Here is a 22207-nt window from a genome sequence, read left to right as displayed (position 1 = left end):
AATCAGTTCTGACGCTGCCGAAATGGCGGTTTCAGCCAGCGACAGCAGCGCGGATCGCGCGGACGAACGGGTCGTCCTGCTCTTGCGCCGCGTCGTCGAGAGCGACGAAGGGGACGATGGACTCGTGGTCGCCCTCCCCACGCCCCAGCATCCAGACGGACCACGCATCGTGGACGTCCGCGGCGCTGACGTCTCGCCCCCGGACAAGAGCGAGCAGCGCGTAGAGGCGGAAGAGCTGTCGAACCTCGCTCTCCCCAGCGTCGTCGGGAATGAGGTCGCTCGGCGTCGCCTCCCGGATGCGGGCTGCGAGGGTATCGACGTACGTTGGCTCGGTCACGCTCGCGTCGCTTCCGTTCACGTCGCGAGCAGGATGCCGTGGAGGCCGATGAAGACGAGCGGGACGGTCTGCTCGATCGTGGAGAGCGCCGTGTACCGCTGCCAGAGCTTCTGTCCCGGCCTGTCGAGGATGTCCCACTCGTCCTTGAACGGCTGTACCGGCAGCCGTGCCTCCATCGCGTGAATGACGTCGAACTTCGCCCCGTTGAGCGTCTTGTAGCTGCGCAGCAGACGGAACCACGCGACGGCGACGATGATCCCGGCCACGGCGATCGGCCACGTCCGCTTGTCGGCGAGCGTCACCGTCGCCACGAGCGCGCTCTCGACGGTGAGGAAGAACGAGTTGGCGAGCCCACGCCGGGCCGAGAGGCGGTCCGACATCTCAGCCATGAGCTTGTACTGGTCGAGAAGCCCCTCCGGCAGCGGAGGTGGCGCGGGCGGCGTAGAAGACGCCGCCATCTACCGAGCCCCGGCGATGAGGTCCTTCAAGTTCTCCCAGGTCCACTTGTACATCTTGTCCGCGGAGAGGGCCGTGGCGGGCTTCTTGTTCCCGCCGTCGCTGTACCCGGCGAGCAGGAAGTACGGCTTCTCCAAGTCCTGAGCGATCGTCACCTCGGCGGCGACGCCCGTCGCCTTGTCCGTGTTCTTGCCGCAGATGACGGCGACCTGGTCGGCTCGGTCAATCCGGCCCTTGACCTTGTCCTTCCAGTCGCCGGTCAGGTGCGCCTTGACGCTCGCGTCCGTGAACTCGAACGGCGAGTCCGGCTTCTTCGACTGCTCGACGAGCGCCTCCTTCAAGAAAGCGTCGTTGTCGTAGTCGTACGAGATGAAGAGCCGGACCTTGGTTGCCATGCCGAACATGGTGGCGTGTCCGGCGGACGTCGCCAGACACGCGCCAGACTCAGGACGCGACGAGGTCAGGCAGGCGGATCGTCGAGCGCTGGGGCTCCTCGTCGACGCTCACCCGTTCGACGATCGTCAGCTCGAAGTCCTCGTCGAGCACGGCGAGGATGCGCTGCAAGACCGGCAGTCCCGGCAGGTGGCCTCCCTCAACCCGGGAGATGAACGAGTGCGAAGTCCCGACCGCCTCGGCCACCTGCTGCTGGGTCATGCCCAGCTCGTAGCGGCGCTCGCGGATGTGCGCGGCCACCGGGTATTGCTTGGCCAGCTCGCGGATGGCGGCGTACTCGGCTCGGGCCTCGCGATAGGCGGGATCGCGCTCGGCGCGCGAGCGGGCGCCCTCAGCAGCCGTGCGGCCCTGAGCACGAGTAGGGGGCGTGTCGGAAGCCAGGCGACGCATGAGAGGAGCTTACCCGATCAGGTAAGAGTCGTCACCTTTCCACCGATCGTGTCTTTGGCGGGGCGTCATGCCCCGCCGCTCGCGGCTTGCGCTTCGGAGTTGCGTTCATCGCTTCCAGGTAGTCGGCCATCCGATCCTTGGCCGTAGTCTTGTCCTGCTCTGAGACCTGGCCGGTGCGCTTCTCGAACGCGTGCAGCAGGACGATCAGGTTGTGCGAGCGCTGGTACAACACCCGGTAGTGCGTCCGGGCGAAGCGCACACGCAACTCGCGCAGCGGCCCCTCGATCTGCGACGTGATCGGGAACGGAGGCGGCGGTGCGTCCTCCGGCTGGCCGTTGAGGTGCTCCTCGATCGCGTCGTCGATCTTCGCTGCCGCCAGCGCGGAGTCCAGCTCGTCAATGAAGACGTCGACCGGCTCGACACCGTCCGCATCGCGGTAGTAGATCGCCTGGGTCCAACCCACAGGAGGATCATGCCCGTGTGGGCGGCGTCGCGCCGGTTCCTCCAACCTGGTCGCGCTGTGTGCAGTTTCCGTGGGGGCAGGTGTGCAGTTCGCTCGCTGGCCCTCGCGGAACGCCCGTCGTAGCGGGCTCTACGAGTTCGTCAAACGCTCCACGACGAGGACGCGCATGCTCATGGCCAGTCGGGTTGCTCGGCGGCCAGCTCGATGGCGGCCTTGACGCCGCGGGCCTTGTTGACGGACTCCTCGTACTCGTACTCCGGCAGGGCGTCGGCGACCGTGCCGCCACCGGCCTGGATGTGCGCCCGCCCGTCCTTCATCACGACGGTGCGGATGTGGATGCAGGTGTCGAGGTCCCCGGTGTAGGAGAGCCAGCCGATCGCGCCGCCGTAGCCGCCGCGCTTGACCGGCTCGAGCTCGTCGATGATCTCCATCGCCCGGACCTTCGGCGCGCCGCTCAGGGTCCCGGCGGGCAGGACCGAGCGCAGCGCGTCCATCGCGCCGACGTCCTCGCGCAGCGTCCCCGACACGTTGGAGACGATGTGCATGACGTGCGAGTAGGTCTCCACGACCATGAAGTCGTCGACGTTCACGCTCCCGAACTCGCTCACGCGCCCGAGGTCGTTGCGGCCGAGGTCCACGAGCATCACGTGCTCGGCCCGCTCCTTCTCGTCCTCGAGCAGGCCGGCGGCGATCTGCGCGTCCTCCTCCGCGGTCGCGCCGCGCGGGCGCGTGCCGGCGATCGGGCGCGTCGACACCCGGCGGCCGCTGACCGTCAGCAGCGGCTCCGGGCTCGCGCCCGCGATCTGGAAGTCGAGGAAGTCCAGGTAGTACATGTACGGCGACGGGTTCACGACCCGCAGGCCGCGGTAGACGCTGAACGGGTCGATGTCGATGTCCGCGCTCCAGCGCTGCGACGGCACCACCTGGAAGGCGTCCCCCGCGTGGACGTACTCGACGATCCGCGCGACGGTCGCCTCGAACTCGGCGCGCTCGTGGTTGGAGGTGAACTGCGGGACCTCGCGCGCGGCCCGGTTGGCGGCGGGCACCGGGACCGGGCCGGCCAGCAGCCGCCGGACCTTCGCGATCGTCGCCCGCGCGTCCTCGTAGGCGGACGCGACGTCCTCCCCGTCCTCCGCGTACACGTTCACGAGGATCGTCAGCGTGTGCTTGAGGTGGTCGAACACCACGAGCACGTCGCTGAGCATCAGCGCCATGTCGGGCAGGCCGACCTCGTCGGGGTTGGGATCGCCCAGCGTGGTCTCGACCGTGCGGACGAGGTCGTAGCCGAAGTAGCCGACCGCCCCGCCCGCGAACGGCGGCAGGTCCGGCAGCGGCGCCTGGCGCCAGCGCGCGACCTCCTGCTCGGCCAGCGCGTACGGGTCGCCCTCCTCGCCCAGCGACCAGCGCAGCACCGACCGGGGTCGCACGCCGATGAACGAGTAGCGGCCCACCCGCTGGCCCTGCTCGGCGCTCTCCAGCAGGAAGCCCGGGGACTCGGGCGTCTCCCCGCGCAGCTTCAGGAACGCGGAGACCGGCGTCTCGAGGTCGTCGATGAACGTGTGGCGCAGCGGGACGAGGTTGTGGTCGGCGCTCAGCGCGCGGACCTCGTCCAGCGACGGCGCGACCGGCAGGTCGGCGAACGCGTCAGCCGCGGCGCTCACGCAGCACCTCCTGCACGTCGCCGAGCACGCGGTCGCGGCCCGCCAGCAGCACGAGCAGGTGGTAGAGCACGTCGGCCGCCTCGTTGTCGACACGGTCGTCGGTCTCCTCGCGCGCGGCGCGGGTGACCTCCTCGGCCTCCTCCTGCACCTTCTCGCCGGCCAGCGCCGGATCGTCGAGCAGCGTCACCGTGTACGAGCCCGCGGGGCGCTCCGCCTTGCGCTGCGCGAGCACCCGCTCGAGGTCGGGCAGCACCTCGTGCGGCGCCAGCAGGTCGGTCTCGCCCTCGTGGAAGCACGTGCGCGCCCCGGTGTGGCAGGCAGGGCCGGCCGGCTCGACGAGCGCGAGCAGCGCGTCGCCGTCGCAGTCCAGGCGCAGCGCCCGGACCTTCTGGACGTTCCCGGAGGTCGCGCCCTTGTGCCAGAGCTCGTCACGGGAGCGCGACCACAGGTGCAGCTCCCCGGTCTCCCGGGTCTTCTCGATCGCCAGCGCGTTGGCGTAGGCGAGCGTGAGCACCTCCCCCGTGTTCCAGTCCTGGATGACGACGGGGACGAGGCCGGCTGCGTCGAAGGCGATGTCCACGCGCCGCAGTCTACGAACGACGGCGCTCAGACCGCCGTCGCGTGCGCCGCGGGGCGCGGCAGCTCGCCGACCGCCGACGGCGGCGCCTGCTCCAGGTACCAGCCGAACGCGCGGTCGATCCGCTTCGGCCGGTCGAGCACGCGCAGCACGAGCGCCAGCACCCGCGGCGGCAGCGCCGGGACCAGGCGCTGCAGCGCGAACGCGATCCGGTACGCGCGGCCGTGCCCGGCGCTGAAGGCGTGGTAGCGCGCCAGCGCGTCCTCGCGGCGGCGCCGGCCGGCGTGCACCTCGCGCAGCTCGCGGCCGGCGGCGAGCCCGAAGTGGAAGGCGGTGCGGATCCCCTCACCGGACAGCGGGAAGCAGTGCCCGGCGCTGTCGCCGCAGAAGAACACGCCGTCCTCGGTCGCGTCGCGCAGGCGGTGCGGGAACCAGTTGCCCTGGTAGCGGACCTGCTCGTCGCCCAAGCGCTCCGCCAGCCGGACGGTCGGCTCCTTGACGTGATCGCGCGGCTCGTAGCTGCCGACCCCCACCCGGACCTCCTCGCCGGCCGGCACGCGCCAGCCGTAGCCGCGACGGATCAGGCCGCGCTCGACCCAGCAGTCCAGCGCGTCGCCGTGGGCGTGCGTACGGTGCGGGTGGACCTCCAGGCCGCGCGACAGGTACGCGTCGGGCGGCTGGATCGCGGGCTCCGCGCACGACAGCACGCGCCGCCAGCCGAGCGCGTCGACGACCAGCGGGCTGCGGATCGTGCCGCGGTCGGTGTGGACGACGTGGTCGGCGTCACCGCCGGCGTGCGGCTCGCGCCGCTCCACCTTCGCGGTGACGAACCGCGCGTCGGTCTGGGCGAACAGCAGCTCGCACAGGCGCCGGTAGTCGAACGAGGACCACGACCACGGCAGCCGGTACCGGACGCTGCCGTGCGGGGTGGTGAACGACATGTACGGCAGCTCCTGCAGGACCGCGTCCTGCAGGCCCATCGCCTCGAGCCACGGGGTCGGCGCGGCGCAGGCGCTCGTGGCGCGCTCGCCGATCTCGTAGCGGTCGATCACCAGGACGTCGGCGCCGCTGCCCGTCAGCGCCCGGGCGACCGCCAGGCCCGCGAAGCTCGCGCCGCAGATCAGGACGTCGGGCCGCTCGTCGCCCAGCGGGGTGCGCTCGGCGCCGCGGGCGGTGCGACGGACCGTCACGTCGCGCCCCGCGGCGAGGGCAGCGTCGGCCACAGCGACCCCGCGCCCGGGCGCAGCACGTCGAAGTTGCGCGCCTCGATGCGGTCGAGCACCCGCAGGTATACGGCGCGCGCGACGCGGACGCCGGGACGCATCGCGGGCCGCAGCTCGTCGGCGACCGCGGCGGTGCGCGCGAACAGCGCCCGGGCCCGCGACACGTCGCGGGCGACGGTCTCGCGGACGCGGTCGGTCACGAGCCCGCGGGCGAGGTCCTCCTCCGGCAGGCCCGGCAGGTAGACGCGGTCGAGCGTCCAGTCCTCGGCGACGTCGCGGACGAAGTTCGTGAGCTGGAACGCGATGCCGAGCGCGGCGATCTCCTCGCGCAGCTCCGCGGGCGCCTCCAGCAGCGGCGTCATCAGGCGGCCGACCGCGGCGGCGCTGCCGTCCATGTAGCGGTCGAGCGCCGCGCCGTCCGGGATGCGGACCGGCCCGCAGTCCACGCGCATCGAGTCCATGTAGGGGCCGAGCTGCTCCAGCGGCAGCTCGACGCGCTGCGCCGCGTCCACGAGCGCCGCGATGACCGGGTGCTCGCTGCGGCCGGCGACGACGCCCTCGCGCAGCGTCTGCTCCCAGCGGTCCAGCGCGCGGCGGCGCTCCTCGGGGTCCTGCGGGGCGCCGGGGCCGTCGACCAGCTCGTCGGCGCCGCGGACGAAGCCGTAGAGCGCGTGGACCGCCGGACGGGTCCGGCGCGGCAGGCAGCTCGTCGCCACGTAGAAGGTCGGATCGTGGCGGCGCTGCAGCCGCCGGCAGCGGGCGTAGGCCTGGCGGAGCGCGGGGTCGGTGGCGGTGATGTCGTCCACGTTACCGCGGGCTACGTATGGTCACGCAACACGGATGACCAATCTCCTGGACCGCTCCCTCATCGTCGTGACCGGCAAGGGCGGCGTCGGCAAGACGACCGTCGCGGCCGCGCTCGGCCTGCTCTGCGCCCGCCGCGGCGGCCGCACCATCGTCTGCGAGGTCGGCGCGTCCCAGCGCCTGCCGGGGCTCTTCGGCGTCGCGGCCGGGGCCCCCGGCGACGAGGTCCGGCTCGCCGACGGCCTCTTCCAGACCTCCGTCGACCCGATGCTCACGATCGAGGAGTGGATCGGCCGCCAGCTCGGCTCGCGCTCGCTCACCCAGGTCCTGGCGCGCTCCAACGCGTTCCAGTACTTCGTGGCGGCGGCCCCGGGCGCGCGCGAGGTGCTGACGATCGCCAAGACCTGGGAGCTCGGCCAGGACGAGCGGTGGGACCGCAAGGCCGCCGGCTACGACCACGTGATCGTCGACGCGCCCGCCTCCGGGCACGGCATCGGCCTCCTGCGCGCCCCCGCCACGATGTCCGGCGTGACCCGCGGGATCGGCCCCGTCGCCACCCAGGCGGACCTCGTCACCCGCACCCTGAAGGACCCGGCGGCCAGCGCCTACGTGGCGGTCGCGCTGCCCGGCGAGCTCCCGGTCACCGAGACGATCGAGCTCGACGGGCTGCTGCACGACGCCGTCGGCCGCACGCTCGACCACGTCGTCGTCAACGCCGTCCTGCCGCGCCGCTTCGCCGGCGAGGAGCTCGAGGCGCTCGCGGCGGCCGACGGCGCGGTCCCCGAGGCCGTGCGCCGCGCCACGCTCGGCCAGGCGGGCCGCGTCCGCGAGCAGCAGTCGCAGCTGCGTCGGCTGCGCAAGCACGCCTCCGCCCCGGTCAGCACGCTGCCGTTCGTCAGCTCCCCCGAGCTGCACCTCGAGGACGTGCAGGCGCTCTCCGACGAGCTCGGCCGGCGGCTCGAGGGCTGAGCGCTACTCGATCCCGAGCCGGTCCAGGAGGCGGTCGTCGCCACGCCAGCCGTGCCGCACGCGCACGGTGAGGTCGAGGTGGACCTGCATGCCCATCTCGCGCTCGAGCTCCTTGCGGGCCTTCGTGCCGATCGCCTTGATCATCTTCCCGCCGGTCCCGATGAGGATGCCCTTCTGGGACTCGGTCTCCACCCACATGAGCGCCCGGACGCGGACGAAGTCGTCGCGCTCCTGGAAGATGTCGTCGATCACGACCTCGACCGCGTGCGGCACCTCCTGGCGGGTGCGGCGCAGCACCTGCTCGCGGACGAGCTCGGCGAGCAGCACGTGCTCGGCCTGGTCGGAGGTCTCCTCGGGGGAGAAGTAGAACGGGCCCTCGGGCATCAGGCCGCGCAGGTGCTCCAGCAGCGCCACGACCCCGTCGCCCTTGTGCGCGCTGATCGGGAAGATGTCGTCGGCGATGCCGAGGTCCTCCGCGTCCTTCAGCGTCGTGACGACCTTCGTGCGGTCGCAGCGGTCGAGCTTGTTGACCGCGACGACGACCGGGACCTTCGCACCGCGCAGCGCCGCGGCGATGAAGCGGTCGCCGGGCCCGACGCCCTCGACCGCGTTGAGGACCATCAGCGCCGCGTCGCTCTCGCCGAGCTCCTGCTCGACGCGGCGCTGCATCCGCTCGGTCAGCGTGTCGCGCGGCCGCTGCACCCCGGGCAGGTCGGTGAGGACGAGCTGCGTGTCCTCGTGCGTGACGACCCCGCGGATCGCGCGGCGGGTCGTCTGCGCCTTGTCGGAGACGATCGCGATCTTCCGGCCCACGAGCGCGTTGACGAGCGTCGACTTGCCGACGTTGGGCCGACCGGCGATCGCGACGAACCCCGAGCGGGTCACCAGCTGAGGATCTCCGCCTGCACCGCGAGCATCTCGCCGTGGTCGGTCTCGTGGTCCATGCCCGTCAGGTGCAGCACCCCGTGGACGACCGCCTCACGCAGGTCGACGGTGTGCTCCGGGCAGATCACCACGTCGCCGAGCTCGCGCGACTCCGGCGGACCCGGGATGTCCTCGAGCTCGTCGACCGGGAAGCTCAGGACGTCGGTCGGCCCGTCCTTGCCGCGGTGCTCGCGGTTGAGCTCCGCGATCCGCTGCGCGTCGACGAACGTCACGGCCAGGTGGCCGTGCTCGATCCCCGCGGAGCCGGCGGCGAGGCCCGCCAGCCGCTCGATCTCCGGGGGCGGCAGCTTCGTCACCAGCCGCTCACCACCGATCACCTCGACCTCCAGCACGTGCGCTCGTCGCCGTCCGCGCGCCTAGGCGCGCTTGCGGTCCGTGGCCGGGCGCAGGCCCGGGGCCTGGCGCTCGGCGTGGTCGGCGTACGCCTCGACGATCCGCTGCACGAGCCGGTGGCGCACGACGTCCTCGCCGCCGAAGCGGATGAAGTCGATGCCGTCGACGTCGGTGAGGATGTCCCCCACCGCGATCAGGCCGGACTGGTGCTCGCGCGGCAGGTCGACCTGGGTGACGTCGCCGGTGATGACCATCTTCGAGTTGAAGCCCAGCCGCGTGAGGAACATCTTCATCTGCTCGGGCGTCGTGTTCTGTGCCTCGTCGAGGATCACGAACGAGTCGTTGAGCGTGCGGCCGCGCATGAACGCCAGCGGCGCGACCTCGATGACGCCCTTCTCGAGGTGGGCGGTCACCTTCTCCGGCTCCATCATGTCGTGGAGCGCGTCGAATAGCGGGCGCAGGTACGGGTCGATCTTCGCCATCAGGTCGCCGGGCAGGAAGCCCAGGCGCTCACCGGCCTCGACCGCGGGGCGCGTGAGGATGATGCGGCTGATCTCGCGCCGGTGCAGCGCCGCCGCCGCCGCGGCGACCGCGAGGAACGTCTTGCCGGTGCCGGCCGGGCCGACGCCGAAGGTCACCGTGTTCTGCCGGATCGAGTCGACGTAGCGCTTCTGCGTCACGGTCTTCGGCGCGAACTTCCGCGACCGGTGACGCCAGACGACGTCCTCCAGGACCGCCGACGGCGACTCGTGCTGCTCCAGCGCGTTGCTCACCGTCCGGATGGTGCCAGGTCCGATCTCGTGCCCGTGCTTGACCAGCTCGTCGAGCTCGCGCACCACGGTCGTCGCCGCGGCCAGCGCCTCGGCGTCGCCGTCGAGCGTGATGAGGTTCCCGCGCAGGAAGACGTCGCAGTCGACGTGCCCCTCGAGCGCTCGGAGGATCTGATCCCCGCTGCCGCTCAGCGCGGCCGCGACCTCGTTGGACACTTCGATCTGACGCCTCAAGTCCTCAGGACCTCCTGCACGATGGTGGACACCCGCTTGCCGTCCGCCTGGCCCGCGACGCGCGCCATGGCGGCCTTCATCACCAGCCCCATGTCCTTCGGGGACGTGGCTCCGACCTCCGCGACGGCCTCCCGCGCGATCTCGCGCAGGCGGTCGTCGTCCAGCTCCGCGGGGAGATAGGCCGTGATGATCTGCGCCTCCGCCTCCTCGGCGGCGGCCAGCTCCTCACGGCCGGCGTCCCGGAAGGCGGTGGCCGACTCGACGCGGCGCTTGCGCTCGCGGCGCAGCACCGTGGTCTCGTCGTCCCCACCCTCCTTGGCGGCCTTCTGCAGCTCGCTCAGCACCATCCGCAGCGCGGCGACCCGCTCCTTGTCGCCCGCCTTCATGGCGGTGACGAGGTCCTGCTTGACGGTGTCGGCGACCGGCACGGGACCGATCATACGCCCGGTCCGGACGGCTCCTCGGTCGCGGACGCGGTGTCGGGCGCGGGCGCGCTCGTGGCGGTCGGGGGTTCGAGTCTGGCCGGGTGGCCCAGGCGTCCGAGCTCGGACGTGTCGCGCCCGAACAGCAGGCCGACGTTCCAGTCCAGCAGCAGCCGCAGACGGCGCTTCGTGCCCGGCATCGCCATCAGGTGGTAGGTGCGCGCCAGCCACCAGGCGGGCAGCCCGCGCCACTTGATGCCCATCGTGCTCGCCACCGCCTGGTAGCGGCCCATGTCGACGAAGACGCCCTTCGTCTTGAACGTGAACGGGCGCACGCGACCGGTGCCGAGCGCCGCGGCGACGTTCTTCGCCACCCGTCGGCCCTGGCGGATCGCGTGCTGTGCGGTCGGCGGGCAGGCCTCGCCCTTGCGGGCCGGGTCGGGCACGCCCGCGGCGTCGCCGATCGCCCAGACGCCGTCGACGCCCGCGACCTTCATCGTCGCGTCGACCTCGATGCGGCCGCCCTTGCCCAGCGGCAGGCCGAGCTCGGCCACGACCGGCGCCGGCTTGACGCCCGCGGTCCACACCACCGTGCGGGTGCGGACGACCTCGCCGTCGGACAGGCGCGCCGTGTCGGCGGTGACCTCCTCGAGCGTCGTCGAGGTCCGGATCTCGATCCCGCGACTGCGCAGCTCGGTCTCGGCGAACGACGCGAGGTCCCGCTGGATCTCCGGCATGACCTGCTCGCGGGCCTCGACGAGGATCCAGCGGATGCCGTGCGTGCGGCAGCGCGGGTAGAGCTCCAGCACGTCGGCCGCGAAGTCCTGCAGCTCGGCGAGGCCCTCCAGGCCCGCGTAGCCCGCGCCGACGAAGACGTAGGTCAGCCACGCCGCGCGCTCGCTCGGGTCCTCCGTCGACTCCGCCGCCTCGAGCGTGCGGATGACGTGGTTGCGCAGCCGGATCGCCTCGGGCAGGTCCTTGAAGCCCATCGCGTGCTCCTCGAGGCCGGGGACCGGGAGCGTGCGGTTCACGGCGCCGAGCGCGACGATCAGCTGGTCGTAGGGCAGCACCTCGCTGCGGCCGTGGACCGATTGCACGGTGATCGTCTTCTCCGCCGGGTCGGCGGAGGTCACCCGGCCGAGCCGCAGGTCGGTGCCCTCGCGCAGCTCCTCGCGCAGCGGCACGACGACGTGCCGCGGCTCGAGCGTGCCCGCCGCCGCGCCCGGGAGCAGCGGCGTGTAGAGCATGAAGTTCTGGTCGGTGACGACCGTGATGCGCGCGCTGTGCTTCGGCAGGACGCGCTCGAGGGTGCGGGCGGCGGCGAATCCGCCGAACCCGCCCCCGGCTATGACGACGTTCCAGGCCATGTGCTCACCATAGGCCTCCTCCTACCCGTGAGGCCAACCGCACAAGCCTGTCACAAGCTCAGGCCGGCGCGGCCGCCTCCGTCGCCTCGCCGCTGGTCGGCTCGCCGAGCCCGAGGTGGCGGCGCAGGAACGCGACCTGGTCGGCGCTGGACCGCTCGAAGCCGTCGCCGACGTAGATCTCGAAGTGGCCCATCGGGTAGCGGATCAGCTCCCCGTACGGCGCCTTCTCCGCCGCGGCGATCGCGGGACCGGGCGGCGTGGTGTGGTCGTCGTCGCAGACGCAGTAGAGGATCGGGCACGGGATGTCCTGCGCCTTGGCCCCCGGCCGGTACAGCGCGATCCGCAGCGCGATCCGGGCGCAGACCTCGTTGCGCCAGCGCGAGTGCGGCGGGGCGATCGCCTCGAAGCCGGGCTTGGCCTCCGCGGCGGTGAGCAGCGCGAAGCTCCCCGGGTCCCCGACCACCGGCATCATCTTCGGCGACCGGCCCAGCAGCGCGGCGGCCTGGTCGGCGAGCCCGGCGGCGGTGGCCTTGGCCAGGTTGACCGGGGGGATCTCCTTCAGCGCCGCGAGGCCGTCGACGTACGGGGCCTGCGCGATCACGCAGGCGATCGCCGACGGGCCCGTCGCGCCGTGGCGGATCGCCAGCGCCTGCGCGTGCCCGCCGCTGAACGAGGAGCCCCACAGCGCGATCCGGGCGGGGTCGACGCCGTCCAGGCGCCGGGCGAACGCGATCGCCGCCTCCCAGTCCTCGTGCTGCTTGCCGATGTCCAGGAGCTGCCGTGGCTCCCCGGTGCTCGCCCCGAAGTACCGGTAGTCGAACACCACGACGACCATGCCCGCGGCGGCGAACCGCTCCGCGTACTCCGGCATCCGGTCGTCGCGGGTGGCGGAGAAGCCGTGGCCCATCACCACGCAGGGCGCATCGCCCTGCTGGTCCTCGGGCCGGTAGACGTAGGCGGCGCACTGCTCGCCGCCGGACGGGAAGGTCGTGTCGATCCGCGGGTGGGCCATGGGGCGATGCTACCCCGCCCGACGCCGCGGATGTGGCGGATCTGCGCCGTCAGGCGCGCTGCAGCAGCAGGGCGGCCCACTCGCCGCCCTCGCGGCGGTCCGCCTCGACGAGCCCGAGGCGCTGCGCGAACGCGTCGGCGACCTCGTCGGCCTCCGCGCGCAGCAGCCCGGAGGCGATCAGCCGGTCCGGGACCCGGTCCTGCGCGAAGCCCTCCTGCGCGACCCGCAGCAGCAGCGGCCGCAGCAGGTTCGCGAGCACCAGCGGCGCGTGCGGGGACGGCCCGTCGTAGACGAGGTCGTGGCGGTGCGCGGCGACCGCGACGCCGTTGACCGCGGCGTTCTCGCGCGTGGCCTGCACCGAGGCGGGGTCGTGGTCGACGCCGACCGCCGGCCCCCAGCCGAGCGCGACCGCGGCGATCGCGAGCACCCCGGAGCCGCAGCCGACGTCGACGACCGCGCCGCGCTCCACCATCGGGTCGTCGGCGAGGCCGAGCAGCAGCTCGAGGCACAGCCGGGTCGTGTCGTGCGCGCCGGTCCCGAACGCCTGCCCGGGGTCGATGACGAGCTCGCGCACCGGCGGCTCCCCCGGCGCGGCGGCGTGCGGCGGGCACCACGGCGGGCGCACGTGCAGTCGCCCGCCGACGAGGATCGGCTGGTGGAAGGCCCGCCACCGCTCGGACCAGTCGTCGGCGACCTCCGTGGTGCGGATCTCGACGAGCGCCCCGCCCGCCGCGGCCTCGAGGTCGGGCAGCTCGGGGATCTCCCCCGGCGCCCCGTAGATCGCGAACTCGACGACGTCGGCGGAGATGTCGGTCTCCTCCACCCCGGACGGCGCGAAGGTCAGGAGGTCGGCGAGCGCCAGCTCGGCGTCCGCGCGGCGGACCCGGACCGCGAGCCGGATCACTGGCCCATGAGCCGGCGCAGCTTGCCGACCATCGTCTCGTCGTCGCGGAGGTTGTCCTCCGTGATCGTCCCGGCGAGCTGCTCCAGCAGGCGCTTCTGCTCCTTGGAGAGCCGGCGCGGGATCACGACGTTGACGACGCCGCGCAGGTCCCCCGCCCGGCCCGGACGGCGCAGGACCGGGACGCCGCGGCCGCGCACGGACAGCACCTCGCCCGGCTGCGTGCCGGCGGGCACGGTGAAGGTCACCGGGCCGTCGAGGCCCTCGAGCTCGATCGTCGTGCCGAGCGCCGCGCGCGGGGCGGGCACGTCGAGGACGGTGACGAGGTCGTCGCCGTCGCGCAGGAAGCGGTCGTGCGGGCGGACGACCACGAGCACGTAGAGATCCCCGGCGGGCCCGCCGAGCTCGCCCGCGTGCCCGCGCCCGCTGACGCGGATCCGCTGCCCGTCCGCGATCCCGGCCGGGATGTCGACGTCGAGCTCGCTGAGCGTCACCTCGCGGCCGCGCCCGCGGCAGGTCGTGCACGGCTGCTCGGGCACGCGACCGTCCCCGTGGCAGGTGTCGCACTCCACGGTCTGCACCACCTGGCCGAACGGGGTGCGGCGCACGGCCTGCAGCCGCCCCGCCCCGCCGCAGCGCTCGCACGCCCGGATCGGGGTGCCGGGCGTCGCGCCGTTGCCGTGGCAGGTGCTGCAGGTCCCGACGACCTCGAAGCTGACCTGCTGCTTGACGCCGGTGAACGCCTCGGCGAGATCGATCTCGACCTGCACCGCGACGTCGCCGCCCGCGGCCGGACCGCCGCGCCCGCCACCGCCGCCGAACGGGCCGCCGCCCCCGCCGAAGAACGCGTCGAAGAGGTCGCTGATCGAGCCGAAGCCGTCGAAGTTCGGGGCCGCGCCCGCCCCGCGCAGGCCGTCGTGGCCGTAGCGGTCGAACGTCGCGCGTCGCTCGGGGTCGGAGAGGATCTCGTAGGCCTCCGCGGCCTCCTTGAACTTCTCCTCGGCCTGCGGGTCGTGCGCGTTGACGTCGGGGTGCAGCTCGCGGGCGAGCCGGCGGAAGGCCTTCTTGATGACCGTCTCGTCCGCGTCGCGCGCGACCCCGAGGATCTCGTACGGGTCGCGCTTGGTGGAACTGCTCATTCGTAGACCTCTTCGATGAAGCGGGAGAGCTGGAAGGCCGCCTCGCGGACGGTGTGGATCGCGGCGCCGTAGTCCATGCGGACCGGGCCGATCACCGAGACGGTGCCGAGCTTGCGGGCGGGCAGGCCGTAGCCGGAGGCGACCACGGCCAGCGAGCGCAGCGCCGGCGTCTCGTTCTCCTGGCCGATGCGCACGAGCACGTCGCGCTCCCCGAGCGCGGACTGCAGGACGCCCAGCAGCGACACGCGCCGCTCGAGCATCGTCAGCAGCTCGTTGATCTGGGTGAGGTCCTGGACGCCGTGCTCGGCGAGCAGCCGGGCGGCCCCGTCGACGTAGAGCGTGTCGTCGGCGGTGGCGGCGAGATCGGTGAAGACCGGGCTGAGCGCCTGCAGGAACGCGCGCTCGCCCGGCCCGAACGACGGGTCGTTGAGGCGCTGCGCGAGCATCCGCGCACCGAGGCCCATGCCGACCAGGCGGCCGTTGAGCTCGTCGGCGGCCCAGGACACGAGGCCGCTGTCGACGGGCGCGTCGAACGAGAACAGCCGCTTGGTGACGCCGCCCGTGCTGGTGATGACGACGACCATCAGCACGGTCGGTTGCAGCGCGAGCACCTCGATGTGCCGGATCGTCGCGGTGTCCAGCGGCGGCGCGGAGACGATCGCCAGGAGGTTCGTGACCTGGCTGAGCGTCTCGGTGGTGACGCGCATCGCCTCGTCGACCTCGCGCCGGACGAGCTGGAGCTCGAGCGGCTCCTGCGGCGCGGGCAGCGGCAGCTGACCGCCGAGGAGGCGGTCGACGACGTAGCGGTGGCCCGCCTCGGTCGGGACGCGGCCGGCCGAGGTGTGCGGGTGCGCGAGCAGGCCGTGCTCCTCGAGCAGCGCGAGCTCGTTGCGGATCGTGGAGGGCCCGCAGTCGAGGTCGGGGTCGGCGGCGAGCGCCTTGGAGCCGACGGGCGCGGCGGACACGAGGTACGCGTCCACGACCTTGCGCAGGATCGTCTCTTGGCGGGGTCTCAGCACCACCCCCACATGGTAGGAGACGTCGCGGAGCGTGCGGGCCCCGGAGGCCGCTCAGCGCAGGTCGAGCTCGGCGACCGCGTCGCGGACGATCGGGCGGTCCGCCTGCGTGGCGACGGCGTCGACGGTCGCGATCCCGTCCTCGACGGTGCGGACGGTCCCGGTGACCGTGATCTCCTGCTCCGGGAGCCCCATGCCGCGGAACTGCACCGCGAGGCTCCGCAGCGTCGCGGGGCCACCCGCCGCCTCGGTGTGGGCGCGCGCGACCTGCGCCATCGTCCAGAGCCCGTGGAGGATGCGTCCGGGCAGGCCGACGGCGCGGGCGAACTCCTCGTCGACGTGGATCGGGTTGAAGTCGCCGGAGGCGCCGGCGTAGCGGACCGGCAGGAGCTTGTCCGGGGTGACGACGAGCTCGGGGAGCGGCTCGCCGGGCTGCAGGGGGCTCACGGGTCAGGCCTCGCGGACGACGTTCGTCCACGTGCCGACGCAGACGATCTCGTCGCGCTGGTTCGTGGAGGTGGACACGAAGGTGTAGAAGCCGCGACCGTCCCGCTCGGTGATCTCGTGCACGGTCACCGTGGTCGCGATCTCGTCGCCCGCCACGACGAGCGGTCCCCAGCGGAACTCCTGGCCCGCGTGGACCATGTGCGCGAAGTCGATGCCGACCTCGGGGTCGAACAGCGCGGGGCCCAGCGCAGGGGCGGCGTAGACGGCGACGAACATCGGGGGCGCGACGAGGTCGGCGTAGCCCGCCCCGCGCGCCGCCTCGAGGTCGTGGTGCAGCGGGTCGGTCTCTCCCACCGCCAGCGCGTACTCGCGGATCTTCTCGCGGCCGACCGCGTAGGTGGCCGCGGGGAAGGTCCTGCCGACGGCGCGGGTGGAGACGGGCACGCCCCGACCCTAGCCCACGGCGCGGTCCGCCCGGCCGTGCGGGTGCCCGCCGGCCGCCGGTGCGGCGGGCACCGGGCGGGGCGACCGGCCGGGCCCCGGGGCGACCGCGACGGCGGCTGGGACCGGGGTGGGCGGCGGGATCCGCTCGACGCGGGCGCGCTGGGTGGCCACGACGCAGGCCAGGACCCCCAGCGCCGCGGCCGCGGTGCCCGGGCCGACGGCCTCACCGAGCACGAGCGCCGACCAGCCGAGCCCGAGCAGCGGCTGCGCGAGCTGCACCTGCCCGACCTTCGCGACACCGCCCCGGGCGAGCCCCGCGTACCAGGCGAAGAAGCCGAGGAACATCGAGAAGACCGAGACGTACGCGAATCCCGCCCAGGCGGTCCCGGGGACGCCGGAGACGGGCGTCGAGGCGAGCGACGCCGCGGCGATCGCGGCCGTGAGCGGGAGCGCGAGCACGAGCGCCCAGCAGATCGTGCGCGCCCCGCCGAGCTCGCGCGCGAGGGCCCCGCCCTCCGCGTAGCCGAGCGCGCAGGCCACGGTCCCGAGGGAGCATCAGGCCGTCGGCGCGGGTGGGGGCGCCACCGCTGGTGGCGAGCGCGAAGCCGCCGACGATCAGCAGTCCGGCGGCGGCCGCCAGCCAGAAGCGGCCCGACGGCCGCTCGCCCGCGCGCAGGACCGCGAACGACGCGGTCAGCGCGGGCAGGACGCCGATGACGACGATCCCGTGCGCCGCGGTCTCGGTCTCGAGCGCCAGCGAGGTCGCCAGCGGGAAGCCGACGACGACCCCGGCGGCGACGACCAGCAGCCGCCGGGTCTGGGGGCCCGTGGGCCGTGGAGCACGCCCGGCGGCGAGCACGGCGACGGCCAGCAGGGCGGCGACGGTGGCGCGGCCGAAGGCGACGAGCCACGGGTCGAGCCCGCCGTCGACGGCGACGCGGGTCGCGGGCAGGGAGAACGAGAAGGCCACGACGCCGAGCGCTCCGAGGAGCAGCCCTTGCGTTTCTCGACCGGGCGCAGTAGCGTTACTGTCATCTCTCATGCACAACGATAACACTGAGCACCGCGTTATCGAGGACGTGAGGGCGGCTGCGAGGCTCCTCCCACCTGGCAGCCGCCTTCCGTCCGTGCGGGAGCTGACCGCCCGCCACCGCGCCTCCCCCGTGACCGTCCAGCGCGCGATCACCCGGCTGGCCGCCGAGGGGGTCGTCGACCCCCGACCCGGCAGCGGCACGTTCGTCGCCGAGCGCGCGGCCTCCCCCGCCGCTCCGTCGTCCGGCGACGGTCCCGCCGACCTCTCCTGGCAGGAGGTCGCGCTCGGCGGCCGCCCCACCCACGCCGGCGCCCTCGACGAGCTGCTGCGCCTCGCCGGGCCCGGCGAGCTGCCGCTGAGCACCGGATACCTGGAGCCCGCGCTCCAGCCGCGAGGCGCGCTGGCGACCGCGCTGGCCCGCGCCGGGCGCCGCGAGACCGTCTGGGACCGCGGCCCGACCGCCGGCCTGCCCGAGCTGCGCGCCTGGTTCGCGCGCGACGCCGGCGGCGCGTTCACCGCCGACGACGTGCTCGTGACCGCGGGCGGGCAGGCGGCGCTCGCCACGACCTTCCGTGCGCTCGCCCAGCCCGGCGAGCTGCTGCTCGTGGAGTCCCCCACCTACCTCGGGGCGCTCGCGGCCGCCCGCGCCGCCGGCCTGCGCGTGGTGCCCGTCCCCAGCGACCGCGACGGCGTGCGCCCCGACCTCCTCGCCGACGCGTTCAGCCGCACCGGCTCACGGCTGTTCTACGCGCAGCCGACGTACGCCAACCCGCACGGGGCCGTGCTCGCGCCCGACCGGCGCGCCGCCGTCCTGGACGTCGTCGCCGCGGCCGGGGCGTTCCTCGTCGAGGACGACGCGGCGCGCGACCTCGCGATCGACGGCGACCCGCCCCCGCCGCTGGCCGCCGACGACCGCCACGGCCACGTCGTGCTGCTGCGCTCGCTGACGAAGTCGGTCGCCCCGGGCCTGCGGGTCGGGGCGGTCGCCGCGCGCGGGCCCGCCGGCAGCCGGCTGCGCGCCGCGCGGCTGCTCGACGACTTCTACGTGTCCGGCCCGCTGCAGCAGACGGCCGTCGACCTCGTCGGCTCACCGACCTGGCGACGGCACCGCAAGCAGCTGCGCAGCGGCCTCGCCGCCCGCCGCGACGCGCTGCTGGCCGCCCTGGCCGCCACCCTCCCCGATGCCGTGCACCTCGGCCGGCCCGCCGGCGGCTTCCACGTCTGGGTGCGTCTGCCCGACGGCGTCGACGACGTGCAGCTCGCGCTCGCCGCACGCGCCGCGGGCGTCGTCGTCAGCCCCGGTCGCCCGTGGTTCGCCGCCGAGCCCCCCGCCCCGTTCCTGCGCCTCACCTACGCCGGCGCCCCAGCCCGCGACCTCACCGCGGCCATCACCCGCCTCGCCACCCTGATCTAGCGGCCGAACAGGGAGAACGTCGGCTCCACGGCGAACTTCTCCCTGTTCGACCGCTTAGAGGATGGTGGCGACTGCGCCGCCGTCGACCGACCAGGCGGCGCCCGCCACGCTCGCGGCGCGCTCGCTGCAGAGGAAGACGACGACGTCGGCGATCTCCGCCGGGGTCGACATGCGGCCCAGCGGCGCCTTCGCCGCGCGCGCCGCGATCGCCTCCTCGCGGGTGCCGCCGTCGCGGCCCGCGAGCTGGTCGGCCATCCCGCCCTCCCCGACCCACAGCTCGCTGGCCGTGATCCCCGGGGCGACCGCGTTGACGAGCACCCCGCGCGCCGCGTAGGCGTCCGCGAAGGCCCGCGAGAGCGACAGCTGCCCCGCCTTGCTCACCGCGTAGGCGGCGTTCATCGGGGACGGGCGCTTGCCCGCCGAGGAGGTGACGTTGACGATCCGCCCCCAGCCCCGGTCGGCCATCCGCGGCGCCAGCGCCTGCATCAGCCGCATCGGGGCCATGACGTGCAGCTCGTGGTTGCGGTGCCAGTCCTCGTCGGTCAGCTCCTCCAGCGCCCGCACGTAGGACGTGCCCGCGTTGTTGACGAGGACGTCGACCGCCCCGAAGGCGTCGTGCGCGGCGTCCAGCACCCGCGCGGGCGCCGCCGGGTCGGTCACGTCCGCGACGCACGGCACCACGCGGCCCGGCCCGGACGCCGCCTGCGCGACCGCGCCCAGCGCGTCCTCGCGGCGGGCCACGGCGAGCACGTCGGCGCCCTCCGCCGCCAGCCGCAGCGCGATCTCGCGGCCGATCCCCTGGGAGGCGCCGGTGACGACGCACGCACGGCCGGTCAGTCCGAGGTCCATGGGCGGGAGCCTACGAGGACCCCGTCGCGGGCCGGCCCGCCCGCCCGGTCTGCCAGCATCCCGTCCGTGTCCGGCACGGTGCTCAGCGTCAACGTCGGCCGCGCCCGCGAGCACGGCTCCAGCCGCGGGCGCCCGGTGCGCAGTGCGATCCGCAAGGCCCCGCAGGCGGGCCGCGTCGCGCTCCACGGCGAGGCCCTCGCGGGCGACGAGCAGGTCGAGCGCCGCTACCACGGCGGCCCCGACCAGGCCGTCTACGCCTACGCGTCGGAGGACCTCGCCTGGTGGGCGACGGAGCTCGGGCTCGACGCGATCGCGCCGGGCACGATCGGGGAGAACCTCACGACCCGGGACGTCGACCCCAACGGCGCGGTGATCGGCGAGCGCTGGCGGGTCGGCCCGGTGCTGCTGGCGGTGACGGCGCCGCGGATCCCGTGCGCGAAGCTCGGGCGCGTCTTCCCGGGGACCGGGATCGTGCGGCGGTTCGCACACGCGGGCCGCACCGGGGCGTACCTGCGCCTCCTCGAGCCCGGGGACGTCGGTGCCGGCGACGCGGTCACCGTGGTCGACCGGCCGGCGCACGGCGTGACGGTCGCGGACGTCGCGCGGATCGTGCAGCACGAGCGCCACCGGGCCGCCGAGCTGCGTGCCGTGCCGGAGCTCGCGTCGCGCCTGGCCGCCTGGGCGGCCGACGCGGACTGACGGCGCCCGCGTCGCGCGGCGCCCGCCGACGGCGCGGCTACTTCGCGTCGCCGAGCTCGAGGACCGCGAGGAACGCCTCCTGCGGCACCTCGACGCGGCCGACCTGCTTCATCCGCCGCTTGCCCTCCTTCTGCTTCTCCAGCAGCTTGCGCTTGCGGGAGATGTCGCCGCCGTAGCACTTGGCGGTGACGTCCTTGCGGAAGGCCTTGACGGTCTCGCGGGCGACGATGTGGGAGCCGATCGCCGCCTGGATCGGCACGTCGTACTGCTGGCGCGGGATCTTCTCGCGCAGCTTCTCGGTGAGCGTGCGGCCGACGCCGTAGGCCTTGTCCTTGTGGACGAGCATGCTCAGCGCGTCGACGACGTCGCCGGCGAGCAGCACGTCGAGCCGCACGAGGTTCGAGGCCTTCATGCCGGTGACCTCGTAGTCCAGCGACGCGTACCCGCGGGTCCGCGACTTCAGCTGGTCGAAGAAGTCCATGACGATCTCCGACAGCGGCAGGTCGTACATCATCTGCACGCGGTCGGCGGACAGGTAGGTCATGCCGTCGTGCTCGCCGCGCTTGTCCTGGCAGAGCTCCATGATCGTGCCGACGTACTCCTTCGGCGTGATGATCGTGGCCTTCACGTACGGCTCGCGGATCTCCTTGATCCGGGCCGGCTCGGGCATGTCGGACGGGTTGTAGACGTGCAGCTCCTCGCCGTTGGTGAGCGAGACCTCGAAGCCCACCGAGGGCATCGTGCACATGAGGTTGAGGTCGTACTCGCGCTCCAGCCGCTCGCGCACGATGTCCATGTGCAGCAGACCGAGGAAGCCGCAGCGGAAGCCGAATCCCAGGGCGTCGGAGGTCTCGGGCTCCCAGTGCAGCGCCGCGTCGTTGAGCGTCAGCTTCTCGAGCGCGTCGCGGAGGTCGCCGTAGTCGTCGGCCTCGATCGGGAACATGCCGCAGAAGACGACCGGCTGCACGTCGCGGTAGCCGGGCAGGGCCTCCTCGGCCCCGGCGCGCTTCGTCGTGATCGTGTCGCCGACGCGCAGCTTCGTGACGTCCTTGATGCCGGTGATGACGTACCCGACCTCCCCGACCGTGAGGTGGTCGGCGCTCGTCATCGCCGGGGTGAAGTAGCCGATGTCGTCGATGTCGGCCTCGGTGCCGGTCGCCATCGCGCGGATCGCCTCGCCCTTGCGGAAGGTGCCGTCGACGACGCGGATGTAGGCGACGACGCCGCGGTACTGGTCGAACTCCGAGTCGAAGATCACTGCGCGGGGCGCCGCGTCGGGGTCCCCCTCCGGCGGCGGGACCTTCTCGACGAGCTCCTCGAGGACCTCGAGCACGCCCTCCCCGGTCTTGCCGCTGATGCGCTTGATCGCGTCCGCGGGCTCGCCGAGCAGCTCCGCGACCTCGGCGGCGACGCGCTCGGGCTCGGCGCCCGGCAGGTCGATCTTGTTCAGGCACGGGATCAGCTCGAGGCCCGCGTCGACCGCGAGGTACGTGTTGGCGAGCGTCTGGGCCTCGACGCCCTGCGAGGCGTCGACGACGAGCAGCGCGCCCTCGCACGCCGCCAGCGACCGCGAGACCTCGTAGGTGAAGTCGACGTGGCCGGGGGTGTCGATGAGGTGGAACTGGTACGTCTCGCCGTCGCGCCGGGAGGTGAAGTAGACGCGCACCGCCTGCGACTTGATCGTGATGCCGCGCTCGCGCTCGAGCTCCATCGAGTCGAGCAGCTGCGCGCGCATCAGCCGGGGGTCGACCGTCTGCGTCAGCTCGAGGATGCGATCGGCCAGCGTCGACTTCCCGTGGTCGATGTGGGCGATGATCGAGAAGTTCCGGATCTGCGACTGGTCGGCCAT

The 22207-nt window shown here is 73.5% G+C and carries 26 protein-coding genes and 1 pseudogene; 3 read left to right on the top strand and 24 right to left on the bottom strand.

Going from position 1 to position 22207, the window contains the following annotated elements; all coding sequences use genetic code 11:
• Window positions 1–31 precede the first annotated feature (31 nt).
• The 9 genes from GKE82_RS00550 to GKE82_RS00510 all read right to left on the bottom strand — a co-directional run bounded on the left by GKE82_RS00550 (window position 32) and on the right by GKE82_RS00510 (window position 6366).
• Window positions 32–358, bottom strand: a complete 327-nt coding sequence (locus GKE82_RS00550; RefSeq protein ID WP_154731998.1) for a hypothetical protein — start codon at window positions 356–358, stop codon at window positions 32–34.
• Entirely contained in the window at window positions 355–726 is a 372-nt protein-coding gene (locus GKE82_RS00545) for a hypothetical protein (protein ID WP_230316063.1), read from the bottom strand. Before GKE82_RS00545 ends, GKE82_RS00550 begins: the two co-directional genes overlap by 4 nt.
• Window positions 727–795: 69 nt before the next feature.
• Entirely contained in the window at window positions 796–1188 is a 393-nt protein-coding gene (locus GKE82_RS00540; RefSeq protein WP_154731996.1) for a TIR domain-containing protein, read from the bottom strand.
• Window positions 1189–1237: 49 nt separating this feature from the next.
• Window positions 1238–1636: a helix-turn-helix transcriptional regulator gene (locus GKE82_RS00535; protein ID WP_154731995.1), complete on the bottom strand. Its 399-nt coding sequence runs from the start codon at window positions 1634–1636 to the stop codon at window positions 1238–1240.
• 31 nt (window positions 1637–1667) lie between these two features.
• The gene (locus GKE82_RS00530; protein ID WP_196189000.1) at window positions 1668–2099 is read right to left on the bottom strand and encodes a type II toxin-antitoxin system RelE/ParE family toxin; all 432 of its coding nucleotides are present in this window, start codon (window positions 2097–2099) and stop codon (window positions 1668–1670) included.
• A 170-nt stretch (window positions 2100–2269) separates the two neighbouring features.
• On the bottom strand, window positions 2270–3760 hold the full coding sequence (gene trpE / locus GKE82_RS00525) for an anthranilate synthase component I (RefSeq protein ID WP_309233296.1): 1491 nt from the start codon (window positions 3758–3760) through the stop codon (window positions 2270–2272).
• Window positions 3744–4349, bottom strand: a complete 606-nt coding sequence (hisIE, locus tag GKE82_RS00520) for a bifunctional phosphoribosyl-AMP cyclohydrolase/phosphoribosyl-ATP diphosphatase HisIE (RefSeq protein ID WP_107569959.1) — start codon at window positions 4347–4349, stop codon at window positions 3744–3746. Before hisIE ends, trpE begins: the two co-directional genes overlap by 17 nt.
• 17 nt (window positions 4350–4366) lie before the next feature.
• Window positions 4367–5560, bottom strand: coding sequence for an NAD(P)/FAD-dependent oxidoreductase (locus GKE82_RS00515; protein WP_154731993.1), 1194 nt, complete (start codon window positions 5558–5560; stop codon window positions 4367–4369).
• A complete protein-coding gene (locus GKE82_RS00510) occupies window positions 5524–6366 on the bottom strand; it encodes a phytoene/squalene synthase family protein (RefSeq protein WP_154731992.1) in 843 nt (280 codons plus the stop codon). The genes GKE82_RS00515 and GKE82_RS00510 overlap by 37 nt, the downstream gene beginning before the upstream one ends.
• A 34-nt stretch (window positions 6367–6400) precedes the next feature.
• Between GKE82_RS00510 and GKE82_RS00505 the strand changes: the two genes are divergently transcribed.
• Window positions 6401–7333, top strand: a complete 933-nt coding sequence (locus tag GKE82_RS00505; RefSeq protein WP_196188999.1) for an ArsA-related P-loop ATPase — start codon at window positions 6401–6403, stop codon at window positions 7331–7333.
• 3 nt (window positions 7334–7336) lie between these two features.
• On the opposite strand, the gene era is transcribed toward GKE82_RS00505, so the two are convergent.
• The 13 genes and pseudogenes from era to GKE82_RS31125 form a co-directional block, all read right to left on the bottom strand.
• Window positions 7337–8218, bottom strand: a complete 882-nt coding sequence (era, locus tag GKE82_RS00500; RefSeq protein WP_309233295.1) for a GTPase Era — start codon at window positions 8216–8218, stop codon at window positions 7337–7339.
• Window positions 8215–8610, bottom strand: coding sequence for an rRNA maturation RNase YbeY (gene ybeY, locus GKE82_RS00495; RefSeq protein ID WP_107569964.1), 396 nt, complete (start codon window positions 8608–8610; stop codon window positions 8215–8217). Before ybeY ends, era begins: the two co-directional genes overlap by 4 nt.
• A 24-nt stretch (window positions 8611–8634) precedes the next feature.
• On the bottom strand, window positions 8635–9615 hold the full coding sequence (locus GKE82_RS00490) for a PhoH family protein (RefSeq protein WP_154731989.1): 981 nt from the start codon (window positions 9613–9615) through the stop codon (window positions 8635–8637).
• Window positions 9612–10043 (bottom strand): GatB/YqeY domain-containing protein, encoded by a 432-nt coding sequence (locus GKE82_RS00485; protein WP_107569966.1) that lies wholly within the window; start codon window positions 10041–10043, stop codon window positions 9612–9614. The genes GKE82_RS00490 and GKE82_RS00485 overlap by 4 nt, the downstream gene beginning before the upstream one ends.
• An 8-nt stretch (window positions 10044–10051) precedes the next feature.
• Window positions 10052–11404 (bottom strand): NAD(P)/FAD-dependent oxidoreductase, encoded by a 1353-nt coding sequence (locus GKE82_RS00480; RefSeq protein ID WP_107569967.1) that lies wholly within the window; start codon window positions 11402–11404, stop codon window positions 10052–10054.
• Window positions 11405–11462: 58 nt separating this feature from the next.
• The gene (locus GKE82_RS00475; protein ID WP_154731987.1) at window positions 11463–12416 is read right to left on the bottom strand and encodes an alpha/beta hydrolase; all 954 of its coding nucleotides are present in this window, start codon (window positions 12414–12416) and stop codon (window positions 11463–11465) included.
• 49 nt (window positions 12417–12465) lie between these two features.
• A complete protein-coding gene (locus tag GKE82_RS00470) occupies window positions 12466–13320 on the bottom strand; it encodes a 50S ribosomal protein L11 methyltransferase (protein WP_309233293.1) in 855 nt (284 codons plus the stop codon).
• Complete coding sequence (dnaJ, locus tag GKE82_RS00465; protein WP_107569970.1) at window positions 13317–14456, bottom strand: molecular chaperone DnaJ; 1140 nt, start codon at window positions 14454–14456, stop codon at window positions 13317–13319. Before dnaJ ends, GKE82_RS00470 begins: the two co-directional genes overlap by 4 nt.
• On the bottom strand, window positions 14453–15478 hold the full coding sequence (gene hrcA, locus GKE82_RS00460) for a heat-inducible transcriptional repressor HrcA (protein ID WP_309233292.1): 1026 nt from the start codon (window positions 15476–15478) through the stop codon (window positions 14453–14455). Before hrcA ends, dnaJ begins: the two co-directional genes overlap by 4 nt.
• Window positions 15479–15526: 48 nt before the next feature.
• The gene (locus tag GKE82_RS00455; protein WP_309233291.1) at window positions 15527–15919 is read right to left on the bottom strand and encodes a MaoC/PaaZ C-terminal domain-containing protein; all 393 of its coding nucleotides are present in this window, start codon (window positions 15917–15919) and stop codon (window positions 15527–15529) included.
• Window positions 15920–15922: 3 nt separating this feature from the next.
• Complete coding sequence (locus GKE82_RS00450) at window positions 15923–16363, bottom strand: MaoC family dehydratase N-terminal domain-containing protein (RefSeq protein ID WP_309233290.1); 441 nt, start codon at window positions 16361–16363, stop codon at window positions 15923–15925.
• 9 nt (window positions 16364–16372) lie between these two features.
• Window positions 16373–16903, bottom strand: coding sequence for a DMT family transporter (locus GKE82_RS27635; RefSeq protein WP_309233289.1), 531 nt, complete (start codon window positions 16901–16903; stop codon window positions 16373–16375).
• Between the two features lie 130 nt (window positions 16904–17033).
• A pseudogene (locus tag GKE82_RS31125) lies at window positions 17034–17405 on the bottom strand (EamA family transporter); the annotation flags it as partial.
• Between the two features lie 85 nt (window positions 17406–17490).
• Here GKE82_RS31125 and GKE82_RS00440 point away from each other — a divergent pair.
• Window positions 17491–18810 carry a PLP-dependent aminotransferase family protein gene (locus GKE82_RS00440; protein ID WP_375336982.1) on the top strand — a complete coding sequence of 440 codons (1320 nt, stop codon included), beginning with the start codon at window positions 17491–17493 and terminating at the stop codon, window positions 18808–18810.
• A 54-nt stretch (window positions 18811–18864) separates the two neighbouring features.
• Here the strand turns inward: GKE82_RS00440 and GKE82_RS00435 are convergent, their stop codons facing one another.
• On the bottom strand, window positions 18865–19659 hold the full coding sequence (locus GKE82_RS00435; RefSeq protein ID WP_154731985.1) for an SDR family NAD(P)-dependent oxidoreductase: 795 nt from the start codon (window positions 19657–19659) through the stop codon (window positions 18865–18867).
• Between the two features lie 66 nt (window positions 19660–19725).
• On the opposite strand from GKE82_RS00435, the gene GKE82_RS00430 reads away from it, so the two are divergent.
• A complete protein-coding gene (locus GKE82_RS00430) occupies window positions 19726–20358 on the top strand; it encodes an MOSC domain-containing protein (RefSeq protein ID WP_309233288.1) in 633 nt (210 codons plus the stop codon).
• Between the two features lie 37 nt (window positions 20359–20395).
• On the opposite strand, the gene lepA is transcribed toward GKE82_RS00430, so the two are convergent.
• Complete coding sequence (gene lepA, locus GKE82_RS00425) at window positions 20396–22207, bottom strand: translation elongation factor 4 (protein WP_107569977.1); 1812 nt, start codon at window positions 22205–22207, stop codon at window positions 20396–20398.

The sequence above is a fragment of the Conexibacter sp. W3-3-2 genome (assembly GCF_009707605.1).
GTDB classification, from domain to species: domain Bacteria; phylum Actinomycetota; class Thermoleophilia; order Solirubrobacterales; family Solirubrobacteraceae; genus Paraconexibacter; species Paraconexibacter algicola.
Note: the sequence above shows the minus strand (reverse complement) of the source record. Positions and strands in the feature narration are given on the sequence as shown.

What these genes read in the sequence shown, in the direction of transcription:
- GKE82_RS00545 (WP_230316063.1), bottom strand. Translation starts at nt 726, where the DNA reads ATGGCTGAGATGTCGGACCGCCTCTCGGCCCGGCGTGGGCTCGCCAAC.
- GKE82_RS00540 (WP_154731996.1), bottom strand. Translation starts at nt 1,188, where the DNA reads ATGGCAACCAAGGTCCGGCTCTTCATCTCGTACGACTACGACAACGAC.
- GKE82_RS00535 (WP_154731995.1), bottom strand. Translation starts at nt 1,636, where the DNA reads ATGCGTCGCCTGGCTTCCGACACGCCCCCTACTCGTGCTCAGGGCCGC.
- GKE82_RS00505 (WP_196188999.1), top strand. Translation starts at nt 6,401, where the DNA reads ATGACCAATCTCCTGGACCGCTCCCTCATCGTCGTGACCGGCAAGGGC.
- GKE82_RS00480 (WP_107569967.1), bottom strand. Translation starts at nt 11,404, where the DNA reads ATGGCCTGGAACGTCGTCATAGCCGGGGGCGGGTTCGGCGGATTCGCC.
- GKE82_RS00475 (WP_154731987.1), bottom strand. Translation starts at nt 12,416, where the DNA reads ATGGCCCACCCGCGGATCGACACGACCTTCCCGTCCGGCGGCGAGCAG.
- dnaJ (WP_107569970.1), bottom strand. Translation starts at nt 14,456, where the DNA reads ATGAGCAGTTCCACCAAGCGCGACCCGTACGAGATCCTCGGGGTCGCG.
- GKE82_RS00435 (WP_154731985.1), bottom strand. Translation starts at nt 19,659, where the DNA reads ATGGACCTCGGACTGACCGGCCGTGCGTGCGTCGTCACCGGCGCCTCC.
- lepA (WP_107569977.1), bottom strand. Translation starts at nt 22,207, where the DNA reads ATGGCCGACCAGTCGCAGATCCGGAACTTCTCGATCATCGCCCACATC.